Below are 24,755 nucleotides of genomic sequence, written 5' to 3' on the forward strand. Positions count from 1 at the left end.
ATGATCTCCGCGCAAACGCTTTCCGCGTTTGTCGCGAGGGAAAACCGCTACACACTTTTCCGGATCATGCTCTAGCGCGGCGATGCGGTCTCCTCACCTGTCCGCGGCTCCGGCTGCGATTCCGCCAGCGGCAAGCCGACCCGCTCCCAACTGTCAGTTCCTTCCGGATACCAGGCCACGTTGGCATAGCCATACGACCGAATTCGCTTTGCCGCATTCCAGGACATCCAGCAATCGGCCTGGCAGTAAACCACGACCAGCGCCGCCGTGTTGCCGGCCGTTGCGCGAACCAGCCCACGCCGCAGATAGTCTTCCGTCACGGCCGCGAGCTTCCCGTAGCCGGTGTCCGGCAGCCATATGCTGCCGGGAATATTGAGCCGCGGCTTGTCACGCCAGATCGTACCTTGCGGAAGGTTTGGCGGCCTTGGCGCGTGCGGCATGACGTCGATGAACACGCCCGTCTTCGCCCGCCAGATCGACTCCGTCTCCGCGGTTGTCAGAACCCGCGCGCCGGCAAGTGTTGCAGGAACCGGCGCGCGGTAATCCTCCATGCGGTAATCGCTGGGTTCGGGAGGTCTTTCCTGCGCGAGGGGCGAGACGATGAACGGGAATACCGCAAGGATCAGGCCTGCGAGCGTGGCCCTCATGGCGCTTTCGTTGCCGTCTCCGCGCCGACCGCACGATCATTCTCGTCGAGCAGAGGAACGCCGTAGTCGAGCAGTATCTTGTTGATGGCGGGCTGGTTTTCCTGGATCAGGCGATTGAGTTGCCGCTTCCAGTTCTGGTCGGCCGCCCGCACCCCCATGCCAATACGAAACGCCAATCGCGGGCCTGTCTTTTCTTTCACGAGCGGCGTGACCTGAAGCGGCAGGTTCGCCTTCTTCGCATAGAAGCCCGCCATCGGTCCCCAGAGAATGCCGACGTCGATCTTGCCGGACACGAGGTCCGCAATCATGGACTCCGCTGACGACTCCAAACGGGTGTCGACCATCAAGTGATATGGCTTGGCATTCGCCATCAGGCCGTTGACCGCCATATTCGTGGCAGGCGGTGTTCCGGCCACGATGCCGATATGCTTGCCTTTGAGACGCTCGTCTTCCAGCGTTGTCACGTCCTCGAGTCCGCTCCCCTTCTTGGCGACAAGCGCATAGGCGGTGCGGTAATAGGGGTTGGTGCCCTGGACCAGATCGTCGCCTTGCGGAAACCCCATGATGACGTCGCAACGATGAGCGCCAAGCGTCATCCGGACGAAGCCCGTGGCCTGCGGGAAGTACATGTAGTCCAGTTTCTTGTTCAGCTTCTCGGCGAACAGCTCAGCGAGCTTGTTCTCGAACCCCTCGCCCTTGTCGTTGGAAAATGGCAAATTGTGCGGATCGGCGCAGACGCGCAGCACTTTGGGATCGACGAGTTCAATCGACAGATCGCCGCCTTCCTTGATCTGCGCGTGCGCCACATCACGCCCGAGGAGCACGGCGAAGACCGCTGCTATGGAAATCACCAGCCAGCGCTTTTGTCCGGCATATGTCATCGAGAACTGCTGCACTTCCGGCCCGCCATGGTTGCCAACTTCACAAAAATATCGGCAACCTCGACGAACAAAGTTCCGTTGAAGCCGCAGACGAGCAAAATGCTATGCTTGTCAATTGGGGCCTGCAACAGGAATAATCCTCGTCGCGGACTGCTGCCTGTGCTGCGACGCAAACATTGCCGCGATGAAACTCGACTCGCCGATCGTGCTTCGTGGTGAGACGGAGACCGAAATATGGCTCGCTCCGCATTGATCCTTGCCGCGCTCGCGATGCTCGCTTCGGCAAGCGCCTCGCTCGCGCAGCAGCGGGAGCTGGCCGTCAACTCCATTGCGGATGGCGTATTCGTGCACACCGGCCAGACAGCACCGATGACGCGCGAGAACCACGGTGCGATCGCCAATGTTGGATTCGTCGTTGGCGAGGATGCAGTTGCGGTGATCGATACGGGCGGCAGCCTCCACGAGGGACGGCAATTGCTGGCAGCGATCAGAGCCCGAACCGACAAGCCGATCCGTTACGTCATCAATACCCACGGCCACCCCGATCACGTTTTCGGCAACGGCGCTTTCGCGCAGGACGGAACGACGTTCGTCGGCCATGCGAACCTGCCGCGCACGCTCGCCGCGCGTGGACAACTTTATCTCGACGCCTTTCGCCGCACGATGGGCGATCAACTGATCGACGAGGTCCGCATCGTACCGCCGACGCTGCTCGTCGATGGCACCCTCAATCTCGATCTCGGCGGAAGAACGCTTATCTTGCGGGCATGGCCCGCCGCGCATAGCGATTGCGACCTCACGGTGCTCGATGAAAAGACCGCAACCCTGTTCGCGGGCGACCTCGTGTTTCTTGCCCATACGCCCGTGCTGGACGGCAGCCTCCGCGGCTGGCTACGCGCGATCGGTGAGCTCGCCGCCCTGCCCGCGCAGCGCGTGGTTCCCGGTCACGGCCCCGTGAGCGAATGGCCTGCCGCCCTCGCCGACGAGCGCCGCTATCTCGAGACGCTAGCCTCGGATATACGCGGGCTGGTCGCCCGCGGCGAGCCGATCGCGGCCGCGGGCACTGCAGCGGGCACCGAGAAATCCCGATGGCAATTGTTCGACGACTTCAACGCCCGCAACGCAACCGCAGCATTCTCGGAAATTGAATGGGAATAGGCTCCGCATTGCCCTATATTGCGCTCGTTGCTTGCATCCGCGTGAAGGTGGTGACCATGTTTGGATATCTCTTCCGCCCGCTCGGCGTTGCTCTCTTGCTGCTGTTCAGCGCGCCACTGGCGCTCGCGGCCGGGACAAATGACCCTTGGCCAGGTCTGGTCCAGGATATCTTCAACAATCGTCCCATGAGCGATGGCAGCGACGTGATCGGCATTGAAATGCCCGCTCGTGCCGAGGATGCCGCAATTGTCCCCGTGACCTTGCGAACCAGGCTTTCGCCTGAAGACAGCCGGCAGGTGGTGAGCATTACGCTGGTCATCGACCAGAACCCTGCGCCGATGGCGGCGAAATTCCAGCTCGGCCCCGACGCCCGGGTGTCAGAAATCTCTACTCGCGTCCGCGTCAACAATTACACCGACGTTCATGCGGTGGCCGAACTCAGCGACGGCAAGCTCTACATGGCCAAAACCTTTGTGAAGGCGTCCGGCGGTTGCTCAGCGCCGGCCGCCAAGAACGCCGACGAGGCCAAGGGCCGGCTCGGCCAGATGCGCTACCGGCAATTCGCAAAGGCCGGCGAAGGTCCGGCCAGCGGCGTCCGCGAGGCCCAGATCATGATCGGGCATCCCAACAATTCCGGCCTGCAGATGGACCAGGTCACGCACCTCTACGTCCCCGCATATTTCATCAACGAACTGCGGCTGTGGCAGGACGACAGCCTGGTTTTGACGATGGAAGGCGGCATCTCGATTTCGGAAGATCCAAATATCAGATTCACCTACGTGTCGAATGGCGCCAAACGCTTCCGCGCCGAGGCAAAGGACACCGAGGGACGTGTCTTCCAGCGCGAGTGGAAGGTCGACGACTCCGGGATGTGATCAGGCGGCGTATGCGCTCAGAAGCAGCGCACTTCCGCTTCGGCCTGGGCGCGCCTCAGTTCGTTGAGCGCACCCGCCGCCTGCTCGGAGGTGCGGAACGGGCTTCCCATATCGCCCCGGACCTGCGACATGCTGAGCACGGTTTCAGCCGTGATATAGCGTTCATAAGGCAGGAGCGAAGCCACGACATCGATCGAACAGGAGCATTGCTCGATCGCCTGCCGCGTCTCGCCATTCGCCTTCAGGCAACCGAAAACGTACTCGACGCGCGCTGACGTCGGGTAATCGTTGAAATCCTGGGCGCGCGCAATCACGGCCATCGTCATCAGCGCCAGCAACGCGGCGACAATACGTCGTATCGATCCGACAGGCGTCATCGTCTTCCTCCCGCTGCTAACGTTGCAGGCTATGCTATGACTGGTTCGCTGAAAAGCCGACGTTCGAGGAAATCGCGCGGAGCACCATGACACATTTTGTTCGCCTGCTGCTTGCTACCATTGTTTTGGTCTCGCTCGGCACCTGCTGCAGCGCCGAGGCTTTGCGCATTGCAGTGCAGAAGACCGGAACACTTGCCTGGGAACTTGCGGTAATCCGCGCGCACGGCCTCGACAAGCAAGCCAACCTTTCGGTCAAGGTTCTCGAACTGGCCAGCCCCGAGGCGGGAAAAATTGCGCTTCGTGCCGGGAATGCCGACATCGTCGTCACCGACTGGCTTTGGGTGTCGCGCGAACGCAGCCTTGGCGCCAAACTGACATTCTATCCCTATTCGAGCGCGCTCGGCGCCGTGATGGTCCCTGCCTCATCGCCGATCCAGACCTTGGCCGACCTCAAGGGTCGCAAGCTCGCCATCGCCGGCGGGCCGATCGACAAGAACTGGCTGCTGTTGCTGGCATCGTTGAAGCAGAGCGGCATCGACCTGAAGTCGGATGCGACGATCGCCTACGGCGCACCGCCGCTGCTGGCCGCGAAGACGCTCAGCGGCGAAATGGATGCAACCTTGAACTACTGGAATTTCTGCGCGGCGCTGGAAGCGAAGGGCTTCCGCCGCGTCGCCGGCATCGAGGATCTGCTGCCGAAACTGGGCGCCAAAGGCCGCACCGCGATGATCGGCTACGTCTTCGACGAAAAATGGGCGAGCACAAACCAGGACAAGATTGCCCGCTTCATCGCCATGACGCGCGCCGCGAAAGAGATCCTGGCATCTTCGGACGCGGAGTGGGAGAAAATTGCGCCGCTGACCGGCGCTCCGGACGCCGCAACCTTGCGCGCCTATCGCGATCGCTATCGGGAGGGAATTCCGCGTCGCCCGATCGCCGATGAAGAAGCTGACGCGCGCATCCTCTATCGCGTACTGGCCGGAATCGGCGGTCACGAACTTGTCGGGCCGGCGCCTGAACTGGCTGCAGGAACATTCTATCACGCGATCCCGGGAGATTGAGGTGCCGCGCCTGCTCTCATTCGCCATGTTCTTCGCAATCTGGTGGATTGCCGCATTGTTTGCCGGTGATGCGAAACTGCCGCCTCCCCCCACCGTGCTCGGGGTCATGATTGCGGAAGCACGATCGGGAGATTTGTTCTTCCACCTCGGCGCGACATTGGCGCGCGTGACGCTCGCCTTCACGCTGGCGATGGCGCTGGGCGCCGCCATCGGCTACCTGATGGGCCGGGTCCGGCTCGCCGATCGCCTTGGCGACCCCTGGTTGATCCTGCTGCTCAACCTGCCGGCGCTCGTGGTCATCGTGCTCGCCTACATCTGGGCCGGATTGACGGAAGTTGCCGCCATTGCGGCCATCGCCATCAACAAGCTCCCGACCGCTGTCGTTACGCTGCGCGAGGGCGCGCGTGCCCTGGACGCTGCGCTTGATGAAATGGCGACGGTGTTTGCGCTGCCGCGGTGGAGCAAGTTCCGGCACGTTGTTCTGCCACAACTGTCGCCCTATATCGCAGCCGCAGCCCGATCGGGACTTTCCCTGGTCTGGAAGATCGTTCTGGTCGCGGAATTGCTCGGCCGCCCGAACGGCGTTGGCTTCGAGATTGGCGTGGCGTTCCAGCTGTTCGACATTCCGCTATTGCTGGCCTACTCGTTGAGCTTCGCGGCGATCGTGCTTCTCATTGAAACCTTGCTGGTGCAGCCGTTTGAGGCCCGGTTAACCCGGTGGCGTCCCCGTGCGGCTTGAAGTCGATATCGCCAGCAAAACGTTCAGGAGCGCGGCGGGCGAACAGCACGACGTCATCAACGGCGTGGCCTTTGCGCTCGATGCGGGAGAGGTCGGCGTATTGGTCGGGCCATCCGGCTGCGGCAAGAGTACGATGCTCCGGATTCTCGGAGGTCTCGACCACGACTTTCAGGGACGCGTCTCGCGTCCCGTCGATGCGCGGATCGGCTTCGTGTTCCAGGAGCCGCGGCTGCTGCCATGGCGATCGGTCGAGGAAAATGTCCGGCTTGCCGCGCCTCGCGCCGATGACAAGAAGCTTTCATCGCTCTTCGAAATTCTCGAACTGGAGGCACATCGCAACCATTTTCCGGGTGAGCTGTCGCTCGGCCTGGCACGGCGCGTGGCGCTCGCCCGCGCGTTCGCCGTCGAGCCGGAATTGCTCATTCTCGACGAACCGCTGGCCTCGCTCGATATCGCGCTCGCCAACCGTCTTCGCGATCAGATCGCCATGTTGATGGACGGCCGCTCCGTGATAACGCTGCTGGTGACCCATGATGTGGACGACGCGGTTCGTCTCGGCGACCGCTTGATCCTGCTGTCGCCGCGGCCGGCCCGCCTTCTCGCGGACCTGCCCATCCGCACCCCGCGAAGCGCGCGCGGCGAAGCCGAGACCGCCGCCATCAAGTCGGAAATCATGCGGTGGATCAATGGCCATCCCCCCAGGCAGAGCGCCTCATAGGCAGCGCCAGCAGCCGGTGCTAGGATCAAGTGATCGGCTGGAGTCGACGATGAAGCGCTCGATTGGAATTGCGGCGCTCGGTCTTGCTCTTGTGGCTATGACGGCAACGGCGCAGGACATGATGCGTCATGTCGACCTGTCGTCGCCCGATATGGTCACGGCCGAATTGACCCGCGCGGAGGTCGAAGCCGCTCTCGCTGCGGCGACCACCGCCACGCCCGCCGATTTCACGGGAAAGCGATTATCCGGCCTCGATCTGTCGGGGCTCAACCTGTCCGGAGCCATTTTTCGCGCAGCCAAGCTCAACAAGACAAAACTCGCCGGCGCCAAGTTAGACCGCGCCATCCTCGACCAGGCATGGTTGCTCGAGGCGGATCTCACCGGCGCAAGCCTGCGGGGCGCAAACCTGTTCGCTTCGCAGATGGCGCGCGCCCGCCTCGACGGCGCCGATCTTTCGGGCGCTCGCGTCGCTGCCGATCTCACCGGCGCAAGCCTCGTCGGCGCCTCGATCGCGGATGCAAATCTGGGCGCCGACATGCGCAACCAGTCCATGGGCCTGATGCGCGCGGTGCTGAAGTCAGCCAATCTTGAGCGGTTGAACGCGCGCGGCGCTGACCTGTCGCGCGTCGATCTCGAATTTGCCGTGCTGAAGGGCGGCGACCTCACGGGCGCGTCCCTCAAGGGAGCCCAGCTGGGGGGAGCCGACTTGACCGGTGTCACCGTCATCGATACCGATTTCGATAGTGCCGATCTCGCTTCAGTCCGGTTGATCGCTCCCATTGGCCTCGACCGGGCAAGGAATTTCGACAAGACCAGGAATCGCGATCGTCTGACCAGGCAGTGACAGCTGCACCCGTTCCACGATGAAAGGACTGCCCATGCGATGGATCCTGGCTTTGGCGGCACTGTTGTCAGCGAGCGCCAATGAAGCGGCCGCGCAGGGCAAGGGAAAAGGCGTCCGATTGTGGAATCTGACGACCGCGACCATTTCCGAGTTTCAGCTTTCCCCTGTCGGCAAGAACGACTGGGGACCGAACCAGACCCTGAACGACAAGGATAAGGAAGTCGACCACGACGAGCGCCTGCGCATCACGGGCGTGGAGCCGGGGCGCTATGACGCGAAGGTCGGCTATCGCGGCGCGAAGCACTGCTTCGTTCGTGACATCGAAATCAAGGCTGACGCCGTGTTTTCAGTCGCGGACAAGGATCTCAAGGACTGCAACAAGTAGCGGCCGCTGCAGACGATATCAGCCGACGGACCACACCGCCTCGCCGGAAGCCTTGCGGTTGGTGCCGGGATATTCGCAGCGCCATTTGACCGCCGTCCATTTTGGATGCTCATTCACCCATTGCGCGATGTAGGGCTGCGCCGCCATGGTGCATTGCCGCAACGACGCGTTCGAAGAAAAGACCAAATGGGTTTCCTCGCAGGTGGTCGGCGAGAGCACTGCACAAACGGTCACGATCAAATCTATCGGAGTCATGCCTGAGATCCCTTGAACAGTTCCCGGATGATAACGCAAAGAGATACTGTAATCAGCGGCACAAAGTTTCACTACAACGTGAAAAAGCCGGAACTCGGGCCACGCCCTCCCAGCGTTAGAAGTTAACGCCAAATATCAGCCGCGCCTGGTGGCGGTCGAAATTCATGAGATCCAGGCCGGCAGTTGACCCCGCCGGACGCCCCCACGCCTGGACGCTCCAACTCGCGGTCAGCCGCGAGCGCTTCGACAACTGGAAATACGCTGTCGGACCAACAAACAGCGCCTGCCCTGCAAGCTCCTCCAGGCCGATCCCCTCATACTTTCGCAAGTATCGCGCCTCGCCGCCCAGCAGAAAACCGGGCCGCACCTGCGCCAGAACCCCAAGCGCCGCGCCTGCCGTGGAGTCGCGCTCGATCGCGCTACTGCCGAGCACGCGCGTCCACTCCGGTTCGTAGATCAGGTTGAACGCCGCAATGACGCGATCCGGCACCAGCTCCCGATCGAATGCCAGCCTGAATTCCGTCCCGAAACTCCGCACCGGTTCGGCCGTCGTTTCATCGGCGCGATGCGCGTGCACTTCTGTCGCGAAGGTGAGCCCGAACGGTGCCGTCTCCCGATTGAGAAAACGGTAGCGAAAATCGATCGACGCGCCCTGCCACGACAGCCGGCGCTGATCGTCAAGCCCTGGCACGCCGCTGATCAGATGCGATGCAAACGTGCTGCCGACCTCGACTCGAAGGTTCTTGACCGGTACGAACTCGAGCTCGAACTCCTGACCGAGTGCCCGATAGGTGCCGCCGCTCCTGCCGAAACGCCCGGTCGTCTCGGTTTGAAATTCCCGTTCGCCAACACTGCCGACATCAGTACCAATCATGAAGCCGAAAATATGCTCGGTATCGATGCCCTCGGCATGAACGCAGGCTGGCAGCAGCGCAGCAAGAAACACGACCGCCGACGGTAAAGTCTTTGCACGCATCGACATTCGCATTCAGCGGGTCATTGGGTTGAGAGACAGAATCCGTCGTTGGCCGAGGACATACCCTAGCATGGCGCAGGGATCATCGGCGAGCCATCGGAACATCTGGAATGTGAGCGAAACGACGTGCAATCCGGCCGGGGCGCCGTCAATATCGACGGCCGCCCGAGAAATTCCTGTCCAGTTTGGCGGATTTTTGCCCTCTGCAGGCGAGCGGAAAATTTTCCGGGATCGCGCAGCTTGCCCGGCCCACAGCAACAGGTGTTGCCGGAACCGGGCAGACCGTTTCGGCGCGTTTATTATTTACGCGCCGCGCAGGCGTACATGTTGATTTCCATGCCCACCGACACTTCCACAATCTTCGGAGTCTTCCAACTCATCGGGGTCCTCCCAAGCAAGTGTTGACACGACCTCGTGCCGCCATCGAAACTAGGTTGCCCTCGAACGTAGCGCAAGCGCCGGAACATCGAACGTTGATGAATCGGCACACTTCGGGCGTCGGGCATTTCGCTCTTGGGCAAGGCTACTTCGCTCTTGGGCAAGGCGGCCAAAGCGGCGGATCGACGCAGCGCCGCATCGATCACTGCTGCTCGTCCGCTTACCTGCTGCCGGACGAAGAACCCACTGACGCGGCGACGTCTGTCACAGCGTTAGCTCTACGCCTTAGCAATCCTTGTCTGCGACTTTCTTGTCACCCTTGGCGCCTTCGGCCCGCTGTGCTGCCGTCGGTTCGCCCTGCATCTGGCGCTGTGTATCCTGCGACGATGCAGCAACGTCTCCGGCCGATTTATTCATCGTACCGGTCGGCGGATGTTGACCGGTATTGGCGGCCATACCCGTCGTCTGACTGTCGCCCGTCTGGGCAGGTCCGGAGCCCGCGTCCTTCAGGTTGGCGGCGCGGCCCGTATCACAGGGGCCTGCCAGTGCAACACCAGTGCTCAAGACCAGCACGGAGCAACCGGCAAGAATGAGATGTTTCATCTTCATCTGTCTCTCCTTTCGCGTGAGCGCGCACAACGTGACGAGAGGCAACCGACCCATTGTCTGCAGGTTCCGGGTGGCGACGTGAATATCGGCGGGTTTAATCTGACGTTTCCGGTCTCGGTGAGGACATCCGATGGAACCAAACAGCCAAGCGTTGATCAGCCTTCTTCTCGTGCTCTGCCTTGCACAGGGAGCCTTCGCGCAGGACAGGCAACCTGACCAAACCGCTCCGAGTTCAGCGACAACCCCGCCCGCTGGCGCGTCATCGCTAACCGGAAAAGAGCGCACGGGAAGAAAGTGGATGGACGAACAGCGGATCGACAATTGCAACGTGCCGGCCGACAAGCGCGGCAGCAAGCCGCGCCCAAGCAATTGCCCGCACTCTCCGTCGGGATGATCGGCGATCCCGCTTGTCGTGCCCGGCCGCGGCTATTCCCAGGACCAGGCGGAGAAGTCGTTCTCGAACTGCGGGACTTCCTTCCACACGCCCTTCAGCTTCTTGTTCGCAACGGTGATCCATTGCGGCTGGAACAGGAAGCCGGCCACCGCGTCGGTCGCCAGCATGCGCTGCGCGTCGCCGAGCAGCTTGGCGCGTTCAGCCTCGACCGGCGTTGCCCTGATCTTCTCGTAGAGCGCGTTGAAGGCTTCGTTGTTGTAGCCAAGATAGTAGTCGGGCTCGGTAATCTTCACGAGATCGAACGGCTCGACATGCGAGACGATGGTGAGATCGAAATTGTGCGGGCCGTTACCGGCAAACACCTGTGACAGCCACTGCGCCCATTCGACGTTCTCGATCTTGGCGATGATACCGACCTTGGCGAGTTGCGCCGCGAGGACTTCGCCGCCCTGCCGCGCGTAAGGCGGCGGCGGCAGCTTGAGACTCAGCTCTAGCGGCATCTTCACGCCGGCTTCCGCGAGCAGCTTCTTGGCCTTTTCGGGGTCATAGGGATTGATGCCTGTCGTGTCGACATAGCCCAGCGACGCCGGCGTATAGAAGCTGCCGATCGGCGCACCGAAGCCGTCGACGGCGCCGTCGATCATCGCCTTGCGGTCGATGGCGGCAAGGATGGCGCGGCGCACCCGCACATCGTCGAGCGGCTTTCTGCGTCCGTTGATGCCGACGATGGTCTTGGCCCTGGAGCCGCCGATCAGCACATTGAAGCGAGGATCGGCCTTGAACTGCGCCACGCTGCGCTGCACCGGCGCGCGCGGAATCGCATCGACGTCCCCGGACAGCAGCGCAGCAACCTGCGCGGCGGGATCGGGAATGAAGCGGATGGTGACCTTGGAAAGCTTGATCGCGCCGGCGTTGCGATAAGCCGGCCATTTGTTCAGGGTGAGCGACGACCCCTTTGCCCAGGCGCCGAGCGTGTAGGGGCCGGTGCCGACCGGCTGCGTCGCATTGGTCGGTGCGCTCTTCGGCTCGACGATCGAACCGCCCGCCTGCCCGAGCAGGAACGGCAGGTTCGGTTCGGAATATTTCACAACGACGACAATCGTTTCCGCATCGGGCGCGGCGACTGACTCAAACGCCTGATACAGACTCTTGTCCTTGTTGGTAGAGGTTGGCGCCGCGTTGCGGTCGTAGGAGAACTTCACCGCCGCGGAATCGAACGGCTCGCCATTGTGGAATTTGACGCCCTTGCGGAGCTTGAACGTATAGGTCTTCAGGTCGGCCGACGCCTGCCAGCTCTCAGCGAGCAGCGGCGATACCGAACCGTCCTCGTTGATCTTGGTCAGCGTCTCGTAGAGGTTATAGAGCGTGACCTCGGCGATCGCCGCGGCTGCTGCGTTGGTGGGATCGAGCCCCGGCGGCTCCAGCGTCATCGCCATGACGACGCTGTCCTTCTTGCCTTGCGCCAGACTCGGCAGCGGCATTGCAGCGAACGCTGCGGCCACCGCGAAAATGGTCAGTTTTTTCAGCATATCTGCTCCCCCGACGTATTTCACACAACCTAGTGCAGTCCCACAGAAAAGGCTAACCCCCCGCTGCTGGCGGTAACGCCATCACGGCTTCGGCGTGGTGGCAGGCGGCAAGGTGCGCCGTACCGACGTTGCGTAGCGCCGGCGCGGTGTCGCGGCAATACTGGTCGGCCAGCGGACAGCGCGACGCATAGGCGCATCCTGTCGCGCCGGTCGACTGGGACGCGATCGATTGCGCCCCGCGACGGCGGCGTGTCCCGCCGGCACTTGCGCGCGGCACGGCCTCGAGCAACGCCCGTGTATATGGGTGGGCACAATGCGCGAACAGATCCTCAGGGCTCCCCTGCTCGACGATCCGGCCGAGATACATCACCGCGATCTCGTCGCAGAGATAATCGACGACGGCGAGATCATGGCTGATCAGAATGTAGCTCAAGCCAAACTGATCCTGCAGATCCTGCAGGAGATTGAGCACCTGCGCCTGCACCGAGACGTCGAGCGCGCTGACGGGTTCGTCGGCGACGATCAGTTTCGGCTGCGTGATCAGCGCGCGCGCAATCGCGATGCGCTGGCGCTGGCCGCCGGAAAACTCATGCGGAAACTTGTCCATGTCGGCGTCGCGTAGCCCGACCTGCCGCAGCACGCCGGCAACACGCCCTCGCAGCGTGGCCCGGTCCATGCGCCCGAGCGCGGTCAAAGGCTCCGCAACGATGCGCGCGATGGTCTGCCGCGGGTCCAGCGAGCCATAGGGATCCTGAAACACCATCTGGAAATCGCGGCGGGCGCGGCGGAGTTCGCCGGCCGGCATCCGGTTGAGGTCGCGGCCCATCAGCGATACGGACCCCGACGATGGCTGTTCCAGCGCCATCACCAGCCGCGCAAAGGTCGACTTGCCCGATCCGGACTCGCCGACCACGCCGAGGCTCCGGCCGGCCATCACCCGCGCGGTGACGCCGTTGAGCGCATGCACCTGCCCAGCCGGCTTGAACATGCTTTCGCGCGGCAGCGTGTAGCGCTGCACCAGATCCTTGACATCGAGCAGCGGCAGTTCGGCGGGTGACGACGTCTGCTGCAGCATGGTCATGCCCCCACCGCTCCGACCGCCTCGGCCATTGAAACATCCGTCCTGACGCAGCGCACGCCATGGCCGGCGCTGACATCAACCACGGCCGGCAGCGCCATGCGACAGCGATCCTCGACGATCGCGCAACGATCGGCGAAGGTGCAGCCCGAGGGCAGATCGGCAAGTTCGGGTACGGTGCCGGCGATAGTTTGCAGCCTTGTACCCTTGCGCGCACCAAGGCGCGGACGCGCGCGGAACAGGCCCTGCGTATAGGGATGCCCCATCCGCGTGAACACGGCATTCGTCGCGCCGCTCTCGACGACGGTGCCGCCATACATCACCATCATGCGCTGCACATTCTCGGCAATGACACCGAGATCGTGCGAGATCAGGATCATCGACATGCCCCGTTCGGCAACAAGGCCCGCGATCAGGTCGAGGATCTGCCCCTGGATGGTGACGTCGAGCGCCGTGGTCGGCTCATCGGCGATCAGCACATCGGGCTGGCAGGCCAACGCCATGGCAATGGTGACGCGCTGTCGCTGCCCCCCGGAGAACTGGTGCGGATAAGCATCGACGCGTTTGGCCGCATCGGGAAGCCCGACGCGATCGAGCAAGGCAATGGCTTCCTTGCGTGCCTCGGCCGCCGAGCAATTGGTATGGCGGCGCAGCGGCTCGGCCACCTGGCGCCCGATCGTGTGCATCGGATTGAGCGCGGTCATCGGCTCCTGGAAGATCATGCTGATGCGATTGCCGCGCAGCTTGCCGTAATTCGCATCCGACAGGCCCACCAGTTCGCTGCCGTCGAGGCGGATACTGCCGCTGACGACGGCGCTGTCGGGTAAGAGACCCATCAGCGCGAGCGCGGTCACGGATTTACCGCATCCGGATTCACCGACGAGACCCAGCGTTTCCCCTCGCTTGAGCGAGAAGCTGACGCCGCGAACAGCCTGTGCGGGACCGCGGCTGGTGTTGAGCCTGATACCGAGATCCCTGACCTCGATCAGCGGCGTGTTGATGGACCCGCTCATCTTCAACGCTCCCGTGCCAACCGGGGATCGAGCAGATCGCGCAATCCGTCGCCAAGGAGGTTGAGGCCGAGCACGGCGATCGCGATCGCAGCGCCCGGATAGACCGCGAGCATCGGCGACTGGAACAGCAGCGTCTGCGCGTCGTTCAGCATCCGGCCCCAGGATGGTTGCGGTGGCTGCGTGCCGAGCCCGAGATAGGACAGCGCCGCTTCGGCCAGGATCGCCAGCGCGAACTGGATTGTCGCCTGCACGATCAGGATCGGCAGGACGTTCGGCAACACGTGCTCGATGGTGATGCGGAAACCGCCCTTGCCCGAGGCGCGCGCGGCCAGCACGAACTCCCGTGCCCAGATCGCATTGGCCGATCCACGGGTCAGCCGGACCAGGGTCGGAATCTGGAAGATGCCGATGGCGGTGATCGAGGTCACCATGCCCGGACCTGCGACGGCGGCCAGCATGATGGCCGAGAGCACCGCGGGAAATGCGAAGGTGAAGTCGCTCATCCGCATGATGATCTCTTCGGTCCACCCCTTGCGCGCTGCGGCGAGCAGCCCAAGCGACACCCCAAAAGTGATACCGATCCCGACGGCGATGATGCCGACCATGATGGTGGAGCGGGCGCCGACCAGCAGCAGCGAAACGATGTCGCGGCCGAGTACATCGGTGCCGAGCCAGTGCGCGGCCGATGGTGGCCGCAGCTTGGAGGCCACGTCGATTTCATAGGCCGACCACGGCGTCCAAACCAGCGACAGCAAGGCGGCGCCAAGCACCATCAGGCTGAGCGTGCCGCCAATGACAAAGCTGCGATGGCGCAGCGCACGGCGCCAGAAGCCGGTTGGGGCCTGCGGCCGCGCGGTGGCGGCCCCAACTTCAATCGATGCACTCATCGGCGTGCTCATAGGTTGTGCACCTTGATGCGCGGATCGATGAAGGCATAGAGCACATCGACCACGAAGTTGACGATGACGACGACTCCCGCCAGCAGCATTACGCAGTTGCGCACCACGATCAGGTCGCGGTTGGCGATCGACTGGAAGATCAGCCGGCCGAGACCCGGCAGATAGAACACGTTCTCGATCACGATCGTGCCCGCCAGCAGATTGGCGAACTGCAGACCCATGATCGTCATGACAGGGATCATCGCGTTGCGCAGCACATGCCGCCACAAGACGTCGCGCTTGCTCAAGCCCTTGGCGCGCGCGGTGCGCACGAAATCCTCGCGCAACACCTCGAGCACGGCGGAGCGCGTGACGCGGGCGAGGATCGCCGCCTGCACCACCGATAGCGAGATCGCAGGCAGCAGCAGCGACTTGATCCCGGCCAGTATGCTTTCGTCCCATCCCGCAAATCCGCCGGCCGAGAGCCATTGCAGCTTCACCGAGAACAAAAGAATGAGCAGGATGGCGAACCAAAAATTGGGAAGCGCGATGCCGAACTGCGTCAGCGACATCACGCCGACATCGCCGAGCTTGTTGTGATTGGCCGCCGTATAGATGCCGGCAGAGAGCGCCAGCACGACCGTCATGGACATGGACATGATCGCCAGTGGAATGGTGAGCGTGAGGCGCTCCGCAATCAATCCTGCAACCGGCGTGCCATAGACATAGCTGTTGCCGAGATCGCCTGTCAGAAGCCCCATGATCCAGTGGACGTATCGATAGTAGAGCGGTTGATCGAGCCCGAGCTTGATCGTCAGCGCGCGTACTGCATCGGGCGAGGCATCCGCGCCCATCAGCATCTGCGCGGCGTTGCCGGGCAAGGCATCCAGAACGAGGAAGATGATCAGCGACGCGCCGAGCAGCGTCGCAATCAGCGTCAGAAAACGGCGGAAAATGAAGACGCTCAAGTCCCTTATTCCCCTGTTAGCGGCGAGCCTCTTGTTAGCTATCAAGTGTAACGGCAGCCGCATTGTCACTTATCCTGCCAGGCTCGGCCACCGGCCGAGCAGATCTTGCGAAGCCTCGAACAGCGCGCTGACGCGCAGCAACTCGATATCTCCGCGGAATTGTCCGACCAACTGGATGCCGATCGGCAGACCTTCCGCATCGAAGCCGCAGGGCAGACTGACGGCAGGATGCCCGGTCATGTTGAACGGCATGGTCCAGGGAAACCAGCTCGGCCGCACGTCACTGAATACCCGCCCGTCGATTTCGATCGTACCGAACAGATCCTGGTCGATCGGAAGCGCGGTGCGGGTGATGGTCGGCATCGCGAGTATGTCCGCCCGTTGCATCAGGGTCTGGATCCGCCGGAACAGCGCCGTACGGTCAAACATCGCCCGCTGATAGTCAACACCGCTGACCTTCGTGGCCAGCGCCAGCTGCTTCATGAAGGTCTCGCTCAGATCATCGCCATGATCGGCCGCGAGCTTCTCGAACCGCGCGCGCCAGGCAGTGTGATTGATGGCGCGCCAGATCGGCTCCACTTCAAACCCCTCGCCGGGCATCTCCTCCACCTCAGCCCCGAGGGCCTCGAGCCTCGCCAACGCGACCTTGAATGCCGCGGCGACATCGGCTGCAACCGGCCGGCCGAGCGGCGCAAGACAGAATGCAATTTTGCGCCCGCGCAGGTCGCCGTTCGGCGCCGCTCCGTCGACAAAATTCCACTGCGGGAATCCGATCGACCACGGGTCGGAGGCGTCCTCCCCCGACATCGCCTGCATCATCAAGGCGGTATCCGCGACGGTGCGCGTCGTCGGCGTCACATAGGTCTGGTTGCCGAACGCGTCCTGCACCTGGCTGTGGGGAATGACGCCGTTGCTTTGCTTCAGCCCGACAACGCCGTTGCAGGCTGCCGGAATCCGCGTCGAGCCGCCCCCGTCCGAAGCAATCGCAAGAGGAGCGATGCCGCTGGCAACCGCAACCGCCGCACCCCCGCTTGAACCACCGCTCGAACGCGCGCCGCTCCAGGCATTGCGCGTGCGGCCGAACAGCGGCGAGTCGTTCAGGCACTTGGTGCCGAACTCCGGCGTCGTGGTCTTGCCCAAGAGGATGGCACCCGCTGCCCGCATTCGCGCCACCGCGACCGCATCATGGTCAGGAACGTTGTCCTTGTAGGGCACCGCGCCGAAGGTGGTGCGCACGCCCCTGGTGTTGACCAGATCTTTGGCGGTGTAGGGAATGCCGTGAAGGAGGCCCAGCGGCTCCCCGGCCATGATCTTGCGCTCCGCCTCCCGTGCCTCGGCCATCGCCTCCTCGCCACACAGCGTGATGAAGCAGTTCAATTCGGGCTGCAGCCGCTCGGCACGCGCCAGCACGGCACGCGTAATCTCGACCGGTGAAACATCCTTGGCCGCGATCCGCGCACGCAGTTCGGTCGCGGACAGGAAGCACAGTTCGTCACTCATCGCGCCAAAGTCCCCATGGTCGAATGACGTAAAGATGACATTCGGATTGACTTTACGTCCAATACCATCGCACAACTGACCCATACGATTTCGGTATAGCAAAAATGGACCTCCGGCGTCTCCGCTATTTCGTTGCCGTAGCCGAAGAGCGCAGCGTCGGCCGGGCGGCCGTACGCCTGCGCATGGCGCAGCCGCCGCTATCGGTGCAGATCCGCAAACTGGAATCGGAAGTTGGCACCCCGCTGTTTCGCCGGGGCGCGCGGGGAATGGAGCCGACGGCGGCCGGCCGCGCCTTGCTGTCGCGGGCGCGTGAAGCGCTGGCCCTGACGGCTGAGGGCTTCGAGGCAGCCCGCGCGGTGGCGGCGGGGCGCCGGGGAAGATTGTCGGTCGGTTACATGTTCGCGCTTGCTCACGCGGTGTTGCCGAAGCTCATTCCAGAACTACGTCGGTCGCTTCCGAAAATCGACCTGGAGTTCATAGAACTGAGCGCATCGACACGTGAGGCTCGGCTGCTGGATCACAGCGTGACGGTCGCACTGTGCATGCCTGCAATTCGCCACATTGAGATCGAGGCCTCCAACATCGGAACGCAGCGATTGATGCTTGCATTGCCTGCCAGCTCGTCGCTGGCGCGCGCCACGGCAGTGCCGGTGAAAAAACTGCAGGGGCGTCCACTGATCAGCCTGCCCTGGCCGGCCGAAGATCCCGCAACGTCTGTCGTGGCATCGCTCCTGAGGCGGCATCAGGTCAGCATGCCGGTTGCTAACCGGGTCGAGACGGTCCACTCCGCGCTCAGCCTCGTGCTCGCCGGCGAAGGTATGGCGATCGTTCCCGCCTGCGCGCAACTTGGATGCCCGACTGGCGTCGTGTTCAGGCCCTTCGTCGATGCCGACGACGCCATCGACGTCGCGGTTTGCTGGCGACGGGATTCTCTCAATCCGCTGGTCCGGAATTTTCTCAAATGCGCGGAAAAGGTGATCCGGCAGGTCTGATCGCCGTCAAGCGTCGATCACCACATGGTCTGCCGCGCGCGCTCCGGCCATTCACGGTCGTATTTCTCGCCGCCGACGGTGTTGTCGCTCATCTCGGCAAGGATCTGGCCAGGCGTGGGCAAACTCTTGGGATCGACACGCTTGTCGGGATTCCAGAGATCGGAGCGCACGATGGCGCGCGCGCACTGGAAGTAGACTTCCTCGACCGTCATAACGATAACGGTGCGCGGTGCCTTGCCCTCCATCTTGAACGAGGCGAGCAGATCCGGATCGGCCGAGACATGCGCGCGGCCGTTGATGCGCAGCGTGCTGCCGGAGCCCGGGATCAGGAACAGGAGCGCCACCCGCGGATCGCGCACGATGTTGCGCAAGGAATCGCAACGGTTGTTGCCGCGACGGTCCGGCATCATCAGCGTCTTCTCGTCGTGGATACGAACGAAGCCCGGCAAGTCCCCCCGCGGCGAGCAATCCAGCCCTTCCGGCCCGCAGGTCGCGAGCGCCGCGAATGGTGACTTGTCCATAAGCGCCCGATAGGCCGGCGTGACACGGTCGGCGACCTTGACCGTCGAGGCATCGCCAGGAAAGCCATAAATGGCCTCAAGCTGCTCTATGGTCGCGACAACGGTCATTTCCGGTTTCCTTTCACTCGTGCCATTTCTCATTCCTGATAACGCGGACCAACTGGCGGGCATGGTATTCGGCACTGCCGGTGTTGACGATGGTGACGTCCGGCGCGGCCGCTTCATCCTCCACCGTGCGACCCAGCCGGGATGCGAGCTTGCCGTCGCTGCTTCGTCGGCGCATCGCAAGCCGCTCGGCCAGAACGTCCGGCGGCGCCGTGATCGAAACCACCACCACGTCAGCATAGGCGCGGCGCGTCGCACCGATCACGGTGCGCGATATGTTGGCAACGATCGTTCGTCCGGCACGGATTTCGTTATCGATCGCGCGCGACAGGGCATAGCAGTGGCCGTGGGCTTCCCAGTGCATGGCATATTCGCCACACTTCAACGCCTCCTGGAACATGCCGAGGCTGACCTCTTCGTTCTCCTCCGATGCCGACGCTTCGCGCGTAATCACACGGCGCGGAAAGACGACATTGCCGTCATCAGCACACGCTGCCTTGGCAAGGCCGAGCAACGTATCCTTGCCGGCACCGCTTGGGCCAACCACGAGCACCAACCGGCCCGGCCCGATCGCAGCGGTCTGATCTGTCGTTGTTGGCGTCAGCGTCTCCGTCATGCGACCCGCCGCCCTTCCCGCCAGACGCTCCGCACCACCGGAACGTCGCGGGCGACATGCACCCGGATCAGATCGGCGCGCTTGCCGGGCGCGATCTCGCCACGGTCCGCAAGGCCCACGGCTTCGGCGGGCGTCTTGGTCACGGTGCGAATGGCGGAGGCCAGATCGATTGCGGCAACGTGCTTCGGCAATTGCAGCGCGGCCATCAACAGGCTCGATGGGATATAGTCGGACGACAGGATATCCAGCAGTCCCTCGCGGGCGAGATCGACGGCGGCGATGTTGCCGGAATGCGAACCGCCGCGCACGACGTTCGGCGCCCCCATCAGGATGCCGATGCCCGCCTGATTCAGCCCGCGCGCGGCTTCCATCGTGGTCGGGAACTCCGCCACCGATACCCGATCCCTGATCGCGTCGGCGACGTTTTCCTCGGTGGTGTCGTCGTGGCTGGCGAGTGGGATCTCGTAGTGATGGGCGAGCGCCACGATCTCGCGCATGTTGGTCGCGGCATAGGCCTTCTGATAGGCAAAGCGCTTCTCGAACAGCGCATCGAGCTCGGCGTCGGTCTTCCCGCCTCCCTTGCCGCGATAATAATCGCGCAGCTTGACCTCGTCGCGGAACTGGCGCTGCCCCGGCGTGTGATCCATCAGCGACATCAGCCGCACGTCCGGCCGGTCGATCAACTCCTTGGCTTCCTCGACCACGCTCGGCATCGGGATTTCGCAGCGCAAATGCAGGAAGTGATCGGCGCGAAGCAGCTTCGCCTCGCGCGCCGACGTGATCGCCTCCGCGAGCACGCCAGCCCTGCCGTCAACCTCCTCGGCGCCGTCCTCGCGCCAGACCCGCAGCGAGTCCAGAACGGTGGTGATGCCTGAGGTGGCCAACTGCCCGTCATAGGAAACCACTGCCGCGATCGGATCCCAGAACACTTTCGGGCGTGGCACATAGTGCATTTCGAGATGGTCGGTGTGCAGCTCGATCAGGCCCGGCATGATCAGGTCGCCGCCAGCATCGTCGCTGCCGGCCGGAGCGCTGCCCTCGCCGTACTCGAAGATGCGACCGTTGGTGAAAGCGACCCAGCCGTGCTCGATCACGCGGTCGGCCAGCACGATGCGGGCGTCGCCAAGAATGGTTTCGTGCTTCGAGTTCATCTCACCTCTTCCTTCATGCCGCGGCGGCAAATGACGTCACGTCGACGACGCGATCGGCGATCAGATGGCGGATTTCATCGTCATGGACGATCGCCACCATCGCGACACCCTGTCGCTTTTTCTCTTCAATCAATTCGACGACGACGGCGCGGTTGGCCGCGTCGAGCGATGCGGTGGGTTCATCCAGCAGCAGGATCGGCAGGTCGGAAATGAACCCGCGCGCGATATTGACCCGCTGCTGCTCGCCGCCGGAGAACGTCGATGGCGGCAGGGCCCACAGCCGCTCTGGAATGTTGAGGCGGCGCAGCAGTGCACCGGCCTTCTCGCGCGCTTCCGCGCGTGCGGTCCCGTTTGCGATCAGGGGCTCGGCGACCACATCGATCGTCGCCACCCGCGGCACTGCCCGCAGGAACTGGCTGACATAGCCGATGGTCGAGCGGCGCACGCTGAGCACCTGCCGCGGCTCGGCCGTGGCAAGATCGATCACCGCCCCCTGATGCCGGATGCCGATCCGGCCGCCATCGCAGCGGTAATTGCCAAAGATCATTTTCAGGATCGAGGATTTGCCGGCGCCCGAGGGGCCCGACAGCACCACGCATTCGCCCGGCTCGACATGAAAGGAAACACCGCGCACCACGGGCAGTTCGACGCCGCCCTGCAGGTGCATCGTAAAGGTCTTTTCGGCGTTGGAGATGTCGATCATCGCTGTCATCGGTGCGCTCATGCCGGCAGGATCGAGGAAACAAGCAGTTGGGTGTAGGGCTCGCGAGGATCGTCGAGTACCTGATCGGTCAACCCGGTTTCGACGACGCGGCCGCCCTTCATCACCATCACGCGATGCGACAACAGCCGCGCCACCGCGAGATCATGGGTGACGACGATCGCGGCAAGGCCGAGTTCGCTGACGAGGTTGCGCATCAGATCCAATAGCCGCGCCTGCACCGATACGTCGAGCCCGCCGGTCGGCTCGTCCATGAACACCAGCCGCGGCTCGGTGACGAGATTGCGCGCGATCTGCAGCCGCTGCCGCATGCCGCCCGAATAAGTTCGTGGCGCGTCGTCGATGCGCGCGGTATCGATCTCGACCCGCTCCAGCCAGGACGAGGCGGTATCGCGGATGCGGCCATAATGATTCCAGCCCACCGCCATCAACCGCTCGCCGACATTGGCGCCGGCGGAGACTGCCATCCGCAATCCCTGCGCGGGGTCCTGATGCACATAGCCCCAGTCGGTCCGGAACAGAAAGCGGCGCTCGGCTTCACCTAACGCGGCGAGATCGCGTAACACGCCGTCCCGCATCCGGTACGACACCCGCCCGGCGCTCGGCGCGAGCTGTGCGGACAACAGTTGCAGGAGCGTCGACTTGCCCGATCCGGACTCGCCGACGATGGCCAGCACCTCGCCGGGAAAGAGCGCAAAGGATACGTCGCGGCAGGCGGTCAGCCGGCCGTAATTCTTGCCGAGATGTTCGGCGACCAGCAGCGGCTCGTCGTCCAGCGTGACGTCTTGCGGCTCAGCCATGCGCCCTCTCCTTGTGCGGCGCCGCGCTCTCGCTGCCGCGATGACCTGCCGACTGGCGAGATTCGCAGTAGTCGGTGTCGGAACAAACGAACATCCGGCCGCCCTTGTCGTCGGTAACGATCTCGTCGAGATAGGAGTCGCCGGCGCCGCACAGCGCGCACGGCGCGTCGAACCGGTAGCGCGTGAACGGGTGATCCTCGAAGTCGAGCGACACGACATCGGTATGCGGCGGGATCGCGTAGATGCGCTTCTCGCGGCCGGCGCCGAACAGTTGCAGCGCCGGGCAATCGTCCATCTTCGGATTGTCGAATTTCGGCGTCGGCGACGGATCCATCACATAGCGCGCATTCACCTTCACCGGATAGGCATAGGAGGTCGCGATATGGCCGAAGCGCGCGATATCCTCGTACAGCTTGACATGCATCAGGCCGTATTCGCCGAGCGCATGCATGCGCCGCGTCTCGGTCTCGCGCGGCTCCAGAAAGCGCAGCGGCTCCGGGATCGGCACCTGATAGACCAGCACCTGCCCCGCGTGCAGCGGCGCCTCGGGAATCCGGTGCCGGGTCTGGATCACGGTGGCATCCGCCGTCGCGGTGGTCGTAGCAACGCCCGCCGTCTTGCCGAAGAACTTTCGGATCGAGATCGCGTTGGTGGTGTCGTCCGAGCCCTGGTCGATCACCTTGAGCACGTCGTCGGGCCCGAGGATCGCCGCCGTCACCTGCACGCCGCCGGTGCCCCAGCCGTAGGGCATCGGCATTTCGCGGCTGGCGAACGGCACCTGATAGCCGGGGATCGCGATCGCTTTGAGGATCGCGCGGCGGATCATCCGCTTTGTCTGCTCGTCGAGATAGGCGAAATTGTAAGCCGGCGCGTTCATTCCGCGGCCTCCTGCATTTGCGGGGCCTCGTTCGCCTCGGCAAACTCCTGGCGCAATTTGCGCAAGAGGCCGAGCTCGGACTGGAAGTCCACGTAATGCGGCAGCTTCAGATGCTCGACGAAGCCGGTCGCCTGCACATTGTCCGAGTGCGACATCACGAATTCCTCGTCCTGGCCGGGCGCGATCACCTCCTCGCCAAGCTCGCGGGCTCGCAGGCTGCGATCGACCAGCGCCATCGACATGGTCTTGCGCTCGCTCTGCCCGAAGGCCAGGCCATAGCCGCGCGTAAAACACGGCGCTTCCGTCGCCGAACCCTTGAACTGGTTGACCATCTGGCATTCGGTCAGCGCGATCGAGCCGAGCGGAACGGCAAAGCCGGCATCCTCGGCCATGAACTCGACCTCCACCTCGCCGAAGCGAATCTCGCCGGCAAACGGATGGTTGCGGCCATAGCCGCGCTGCGAGGAGTATCCGAGCGCCAGCAGAAAACCCTCGTCGGCGCGCGCCAGATTTTGCAGGCGCAAGTCACGATCAGCCGGGAAATTCAGCGGCTCGCGCGTCAAGTCTCCGACCGGAGCATCAGCGTCGGCAGCCGGTGATGGCTCAATCAGCCCGTCACGACCGAGAATATCGGTCACGCGCGGGGTCGCCGTGGCAGATGCTTCGCCAACGGCGGGCGTTTCGGGTGAAAACCCGCCAGCAAGCTGAGGGTCCAGCAAACGATGCGTGTAATCGAAGGTGGGACCGAGAATCTGCCCGCCCGGAATATCCTTGAACGTCGAGGAAATCCGGCGCCGTACCTGCATCGCGCCGGTATCGACCGGCTCGGTTGCGCCAAAGCGAGGCAGCGTGGCGCGGAAGGCACGCACAAGGAAGATGGCCTCGATAAGGTCGCCGCGCGCCTGCTTGATGGCCAACGCCGCCAATTCGCGGTCGTACAGCGAGCCTTCGGTCATGACGCGGTCGACACCAAGCGAAAGTTGCTCGGATATCTGAGGCAACGACAGTTCGGGAACATCGCGGTCGCCGCGCCGCTCATGCGCCAGCAGGCGATGGGCGTTCTCGATGGCGCGCTCGCCTCCCTTGACGGCAACATACATCGTCAGCCTCCCCTCACCAGCCGCGTCGTGCGCGGTATCGCAACAATGGCATCGTCATCGACCAGCACTACATCGATGCCGCGCGGAAACAACCCGGCGTTCACAGCCAGCCGCTCGAACAGATCCTGCGGCCGGATTGAAGCGCGCAGCGTCACGCTCCCGTCGATACCCGGGCCCCGCAACTCGATCGTGGGACCATTCGCCAGGCTTTCGACCTGCAGGATCAGCGTCGTCGAACGATCCGGATACTCATTGCTGCCGAACGCAAAACGATCGAGCGGCGGCAGGTTTTGCGGATCGGCCACCAGCGCGAACCCGGCAATCGACGAATCCGCGACGATCGGCGCGCTGGTGTGGAACTTGAGCCACCTGGCGACATCAGTCTTCGCCGACATCCGGGTGTCGAGCCACACCGGCGTGTCGTGGTCGAACAGCGTCAGCGCTATGGCGGCCGTGCCGCGCATCATCGTATCAGGCGTACCGGCCACGGACCCGATACGCTGAATGCTGCCCGGACGCGCCATGGCGTCCATCACGGAACGGAAGGTCGATTGCGCCGACAACACCTTGTCGGCAAATCCTGCGGGCAATTCGGCAACGCTCGTCATC

At 63.4% G+C, this 24,755-nt stretch carries 29 protein-coding genes; 8 read left to right on the top strand and 21 right to left on the bottom strand.

Annotation, left to right across the window (positions count from 1 at the left end; genetic code table 11):
• Positions 1-71: 71 nt before the first annotated feature.
• Positions 72-647, bottom strand: a complete 576-nt coding sequence (locus CQ12_RS19820) for a PQQ-dependent catabolism-associated CXXCW motif protein (protein ID WP_057836981.1) — start codon at positions 645-647, stop codon at positions 72-74.
• A complete protein-coding gene (locus CQ12_RS19825; RefSeq protein ID WP_057837100.1) occupies positions 644-1,528 on the bottom strand; it encodes a substrate-binding domain-containing protein in 885 nt (294 codons plus the stop codon). Before CQ12_RS19825 ends, CQ12_RS19820 begins: the two co-directional genes overlap by 4 nt.
• Positions 1,529-1,762: 234 nt before the next feature.
• Here CQ12_RS19825 and CQ12_RS19830 point away from each other — a divergent pair, with 234 nt between their 5' ends.
• Both CQ12_RS19830 and CQ12_RS19835 read left to right on the top strand, forming a co-directional pair.
• Positions 1,763-2,686: a quinoprotein relay system zinc metallohydrolase 2 gene (locus CQ12_RS19830; RefSeq protein WP_057836982.1), complete on the top strand. Its 924-nt coding sequence runs from the start codon at positions 1,763-1,765 to the stop codon at positions 2,684-2,686.
• Between the two features lie 56 nt (positions 2,687-2,742).
• Positions 2,743-3,561 (top strand): quinoprotein dehydrogenase-associated SoxYZ-like carrier, encoded by an 819-nt coding sequence (locus CQ12_RS19835; protein ID WP_057837101.1) that lies wholly within the window; start codon positions 2,743-2,745, stop codon positions 3,559-3,561.
• A gap of 17 nt (positions 3,562-3,578) precedes the next feature.
• Here the strand turns inward: CQ12_RS19835 and CQ12_RS19840 are convergent, their stop codons facing one another.
• Positions 3,579-3,938, bottom strand: a complete 360-nt coding sequence (locus CQ12_RS19840) for a hypothetical protein (protein ID WP_057836983.1) — start codon at positions 3,936-3,938, stop codon at positions 3,579-3,581.
• An 86-nt stretch (positions 3,939-4,024) separates the two neighbouring features.
• Between CQ12_RS19840 and CQ12_RS19845 the strand changes: the two genes are divergently transcribed.
• The 5 genes from CQ12_RS19845 to CQ12_RS19865 are packed head-to-tail and all read left to right on the top strand — an operon-like array spanning position 4,025 to position 7,685.
• Complete coding sequence (locus CQ12_RS19845) at positions 4,025-4,999, top strand: ABC transporter substrate-binding protein (RefSeq protein ID WP_057836984.1); 975 nt, start codon at positions 4,025-4,027, stop codon at positions 4,997-4,999.
• A gap of 1 nt (position 5,000) precedes the next feature.
• Positions 5,001-5,738, top strand: coding sequence for an ABC transporter permease (locus CQ12_RS19850; protein ID WP_057836985.1), 738 nt, complete (start codon positions 5,001-5,003; stop codon positions 5,736-5,738).
• Positions 5,728-6,456 (top strand): ABC transporter ATP-binding protein, encoded by a 729-nt coding sequence (locus tag CQ12_RS19855; protein WP_057836986.1) that lies wholly within the window; start codon positions 5,728-5,730, stop codon positions 6,454-6,456. The genes CQ12_RS19850 and CQ12_RS19855 overlap by 11 nt, the downstream gene beginning before the upstream one ends.
• Before the next feature lie 49 nt (positions 6,457-6,505).
• A complete protein-coding gene (locus CQ12_RS19860; RefSeq protein ID WP_057836987.1) occupies positions 6,506-7,300 on the top strand; it encodes a pentapeptide repeat-containing protein in 795 nt (264 codons plus the stop codon).
• A gap of 34 nt (positions 7,301-7,334) precedes the next feature.
• The gene (locus CQ12_RS19865; protein WP_057837102.1) at positions 7,335-7,685 is read left to right on the top strand and encodes a hypothetical protein; all 351 of its coding nucleotides are present in this window, start codon (positions 7,335-7,337) and stop codon (positions 7,683-7,685) included.
• Between the two features lie 18 nt (positions 7,686-7,703).
• Here the strand turns inward: CQ12_RS19865 and CQ12_RS19870 are convergent, their stop codons facing one another.
• From CQ12_RS19870 to CQ12_RS19910, 10 genes are all read right to left on the bottom strand, one after another.
• The gene (locus CQ12_RS19870) at positions 7,704-7,940 is read right to left on the bottom strand and encodes a hypothetical protein (protein ID WP_057836988.1); all 237 of its coding nucleotides are present in this window, start codon (positions 7,938-7,940) and stop codon (positions 7,704-7,706) included.
• 115 nt (positions 7,941-8,055) lie between these two features.
• Positions 8,056-8,916, bottom strand: a complete 861-nt coding sequence (locus CQ12_RS19875) for a DUF6662 family protein (protein WP_057837103.1) — start codon at positions 8,914-8,916, stop codon at positions 8,056-8,058.
• Between the two features lie 299 nt (positions 8,917-9,215).
• On the bottom strand, positions 9,216-9,296 hold the full coding sequence (pqqA, locus tag CQ12_RS42515; RefSeq protein WP_035728097.1) for a pyrroloquinoline quinone precursor peptide PqqA: 81 nt from the start codon (positions 9,294-9,296) through the stop codon (positions 9,216-9,218).
• Between the two features lie 283 nt (positions 9,297-9,579).
• On the bottom strand, positions 9,580-9,903 hold the full coding sequence (locus CQ12_RS19880) for a hypothetical protein (protein ID WP_063799780.1): 324 nt from the start codon (positions 9,901-9,903) through the stop codon (positions 9,580-9,582).
• A gap of 426 nt (positions 9,904-10,329) precedes the next feature.
• Entirely contained in the window at positions 10,330-11,826 is a 1,497-nt protein-coding gene (locus tag CQ12_RS19885; RefSeq protein WP_057836990.1) for an ABC transporter substrate-binding protein, read from the bottom strand.
• A 52-nt stretch (positions 11,827-11,878) separates the two neighbouring features.
• The gene (locus tag CQ12_RS19890; protein ID WP_083519382.1) at positions 11,879-12,907 is read right to left on the bottom strand and encodes an ABC transporter ATP-binding protein; all 1,029 of its coding nucleotides are present in this window, start codon (positions 12,905-12,907) and stop codon (positions 11,879-11,881) included.
• Complete coding sequence (locus CQ12_RS19895; RefSeq protein WP_057837105.1) at positions 12,904-13,917, bottom strand: ABC transporter ATP-binding protein; 1,014 nt, start codon at positions 13,915-13,917, stop codon at positions 12,904-12,906. Before CQ12_RS19895 ends, CQ12_RS19890 begins: the two co-directional genes overlap by 4 nt.
• Positions 13,918-13,919: 2 nt before the next feature.
• Positions 13,920-14,816, bottom strand: coding sequence for an ABC transporter permease (locus CQ12_RS19900; protein ID WP_057836991.1), 897 nt, complete (start codon positions 14,814-14,816; stop codon positions 13,920-13,922).
• On the bottom strand, positions 14,813-15,763 hold the full coding sequence (locus CQ12_RS19905) for an ABC transporter permease (RefSeq protein ID WP_057836992.1): 951 nt from the start codon (positions 15,761-15,763) through the stop codon (positions 14,813-14,815). Before CQ12_RS19905 ends, CQ12_RS19900 begins: the two co-directional genes overlap by 4 nt.
• 69 nt (positions 15,764-15,832) lie before the next feature.
• A complete protein-coding gene (locus tag CQ12_RS19910) occupies positions 15,833-17,263 on the bottom strand; it encodes an amidase (protein WP_057836993.1) in 1,431 nt (476 codons plus the stop codon).
• A gap of 104 nt (positions 17,264-17,367) precedes the next feature.
• On the opposite strand from CQ12_RS19910, the gene CQ12_RS19915 reads away from it, so the two are divergent.
• Positions 17,368-18,255 (top strand): LysR family transcriptional regulator, encoded by an 888-nt coding sequence (locus CQ12_RS19915; RefSeq protein ID WP_057836994.1) that lies wholly within the window; start codon positions 17,368-17,370, stop codon positions 18,253-18,255.
• A 17-nt stretch (positions 18,256-18,272) separates the two neighbouring features.
• Here the strand turns inward: CQ12_RS19915 and CQ12_RS19920 are convergent, their stop codons facing one another.
• From CQ12_RS19920 to phnH, 8 genes are read right to left on the bottom strand one after another with little or no spacing between them, the layout of a single operon-like run.
• Positions 18,273-18,884 carry a pyridoxamine 5'-phosphate oxidase family protein gene (locus CQ12_RS19920; RefSeq protein WP_057836995.1) on the bottom strand — a complete coding sequence of 204 codons (612 nt, stop codon included), beginning with the start codon at positions 18,882-18,884 and terminating at the stop codon, positions 18,273-18,275.
• Positions 18,885-18,897: 13 nt separating this feature from the next.
• Positions 18,898-19,497, bottom strand: a complete 600-nt coding sequence (gene phnN, locus CQ12_RS19925; protein ID WP_057836996.1) for a phosphonate metabolism protein/1,5-bisphosphokinase (PRPP-forming) PhnN — start codon at positions 19,495-19,497, stop codon at positions 18,898-18,900.
• A complete protein-coding gene (locus CQ12_RS19930; protein WP_057836997.1) occupies positions 19,494-20,648 on the bottom strand; it encodes an alpha-D-ribose 1-methylphosphonate 5-triphosphate diphosphatase in 1,155 nt (384 codons plus the stop codon). Before CQ12_RS19930 ends, phnN begins: the two co-directional genes overlap by 4 nt.
• A gap of 13 nt (positions 20,649-20,661) precedes the next feature.
• Positions 20,662-21,360 (bottom strand): phosphonate C-P lyase system protein PhnL, encoded by a 699-nt coding sequence (gene phnL / locus CQ12_RS19935; protein WP_057837106.1) that lies wholly within the window; start codon positions 21,358-21,360, stop codon positions 20,662-20,664.
• Between the two features lie 8 nt (positions 21,361-21,368).
• The gene (gene phnK / locus CQ12_RS19940) at positions 21,369-22,169 is read right to left on the bottom strand and encodes a phosphonate C-P lyase system protein PhnK (protein ID WP_057836998.1); all 801 of its coding nucleotides are present in this window, start codon (positions 22,167-22,169) and stop codon (positions 21,369-21,371) included.
• On the bottom strand, positions 22,162-23,046 hold the full coding sequence (locus CQ12_RS19945; protein ID WP_057836999.1) for an alpha-D-ribose 1-methylphosphonate 5-phosphate C-P-lyase PhnJ: 885 nt from the start codon (positions 23,044-23,046) through the stop codon (positions 22,162-22,164). The genes phnK and CQ12_RS19945 overlap by 8 nt, the downstream gene beginning before the upstream one ends.
• Positions 23,043-24,146, bottom strand: coding sequence for a carbon-phosphorus lyase complex subunit (locus CQ12_RS19950; protein WP_057837000.1), 1,104 nt, complete (start codon positions 24,144-24,146; stop codon positions 23,043-23,045). The genes CQ12_RS19945 and CQ12_RS19950 overlap by 4 nt, the downstream gene beginning before the upstream one ends.
• A gap of 2 nt (positions 24,147-24,148) precedes the next feature.
• Positions 24,149-24,754: a phosphonate C-P lyase system protein PhnH gene (gene phnH, locus CQ12_RS19955; RefSeq protein ID WP_057837001.1), complete on the bottom strand. Its 606-nt coding sequence runs from the start codon at positions 24,752-24,754 to the stop codon at positions 24,149-24,151.
• Between the last annotated feature and the right edge of the window lies 1 nt (position 24,755).

Origin of the sequence: Bradyrhizobium jicamae, from assembly GCF_001440395.1 — a bacterium.
Classification (GTDB): domain Bacteria; phylum Pseudomonadota; class Alphaproteobacteria; order Rhizobiales; family Xanthobacteraceae; genus Bradyrhizobium; species Bradyrhizobium jicamae.

Bases quoted from the DNA above. Each gene is read 5' to 3' on its own strand.
- CQ12_RS19875 (WP_057837103.1), bottom strand. From the start codon at position 8,916: ATGCGTGCAAAGACTTTACCGTCGGCGGTCGTGTTTCTTGCTGCGCTG.
- CQ12_RS19835 (WP_057837101.1), top strand. From the start codon at position 2,743: ATGTTTGGATATCTCTTCCGCCCGCTCGGCGTTGCTCTCTTGCTGCTG.
- CQ12_RS19915 (WP_057836994.1), top strand. From the start codon at position 17,368: ATGGACCTCCGGCGTCTCCGCTATTTCGTTGCCGTAGCCGAAGAGCGC.
- CQ12_RS19830 (WP_057836982.1), top strand. From the start codon at position 1,763: ATGGCTCGCTCCGCATTGATCCTTGCCGCGCTCGCGATGCTCGCTTCG.
- CQ12_RS19950 (WP_057837000.1), bottom strand. From the start codon at position 24,146: ATGTATGTTGCCGTCAAGGGAGGCGAGCGCGCCATCGAGAACGCCCAT.
- phnH (WP_057837001.1), bottom strand. From the start codon at position 24,754: ATGACGAGCGTTGCCGAATTGCCCGCAGGATTTGCCGACAAGGTGTTG.
- pqqA (WP_035728097.1), bottom strand. From the start codon at position 9,296: ATGAGTTGGAAGACTCCGAAGATTGTGGAAGTGTCGGTGGGCATGGAA.
- CQ12_RS19895 (WP_057837105.1), bottom strand. From the start codon at position 13,917: ATGAGCGGGTCCATCAACACGCCGCTGATCGAGGTCAGGGATCTCGGT.
- CQ12_RS19890 (WP_083519382.1), bottom strand. From the start codon at position 12,907: ATGACCATGCTGCAGCAGACGTCGTCACCCGCCGAACTGCCGCTGCTC.
- phnL (WP_057837106.1), bottom strand. From the start codon at position 21,360: ATGACAGCGATGATCGACATCTCCAACGCCGAAAAGACCTTTACGATG.
- CQ12_RS19885 (WP_057836990.1), bottom strand. From the start codon at position 11,826: ATGCTGAAAAAACTGACCATTTTCGCGGTGGCCGCAGCGTTCGCTGCA.
- CQ12_RS19860 (WP_057836987.1), top strand. From the start codon at position 6,506: ATGAAGCGCTCGATTGGAATTGCGGCGCTCGGTCTTGCTCTTGTGGCT.
- CQ12_RS19845 (WP_057836984.1), top strand. From the start codon at position 4,025: ATGACACATTTTGTTCGCCTGCTGCTTGCTACCATTGTTTTGGTCTCG.
- CQ12_RS19945 (WP_057836999.1), bottom strand. From the start codon at position 23,046: ATGAACGCGCCGGCTTACAATTTCGCCTATCTCGACGAGCAGACAAAG.
- CQ12_RS19900 (WP_057836991.1), bottom strand. From the start codon at position 14,816: ATGAGCACGCCGATGAGTGCATCGATTGAAGTTGGGGCCGCCACCGCG.
- CQ12_RS19865 (WP_057837102.1), top strand. From the start codon at position 7,335: ATGCGATGGATCCTGGCTTTGGCGGCACTGTTGTCAGCGAGCGCCAAT.
- phnN (WP_057836996.1), bottom strand. From the start codon at position 19,497: ATGACGGAGACGCTGACGCCAACAACGACAGATCAGACCGCTGCGATC.
- CQ12_RS19825 (WP_057837100.1), bottom strand. From the start codon at position 1,528: ATGACATATGCCGGACAAAAGCGCTGGCTGGTGATTTCCATAGCAGCG.
- CQ12_RS19840 (WP_057836983.1), bottom strand. From the start codon at position 3,938: ATGACGCCTGTCGGATCGATACGACGTATTGTCGCCGCGTTGCTGGCG.
- CQ12_RS19920 (WP_057836995.1), bottom strand. From the start codon at position 18,884: ATGACCGTTGTCGCGACCATAGAGCAGCTTGAGGCCATTTATGGCTTT.
- phnK (WP_057836998.1), bottom strand. From the start codon at position 22,169: ATGGCTGAGCCGCAAGACGTCACGCTGGACGACGAGCCGCTGCTGGTC.
- CQ12_RS19910 (WP_057836993.1), bottom strand. From the start codon at position 17,263: ATGAGTGACGAACTGTGCTTCCTGTCCGCGACCGAACTGCGTGCGCGG.
- CQ12_RS19880 (WP_063799780.1), bottom strand. From the start codon at position 9,903: ATGAAGATGAAACATCTCATTCTTGCCGGTTGCTCCGTGCTGGTCTTG.
- CQ12_RS19820 (WP_057836981.1), bottom strand. From the start codon at position 647: ATGAGGGCCACGCTCGCAGGCCTGATCCTTGCGGTATTCCCGTTCATC.
- CQ12_RS19870 (WP_057836988.1), bottom strand. From the start codon at position 7,940: ATGACTCCGATAGATTTGATCGTGACCGTTTGTGCAGTGCTCTCGCCG.
- CQ12_RS19930 (WP_057836997.1), bottom strand. From the start codon at position 20,648: ATGAACTCGAAGCACGAAACCATTCTTGGCGACGCCCGCATCGTGCTG.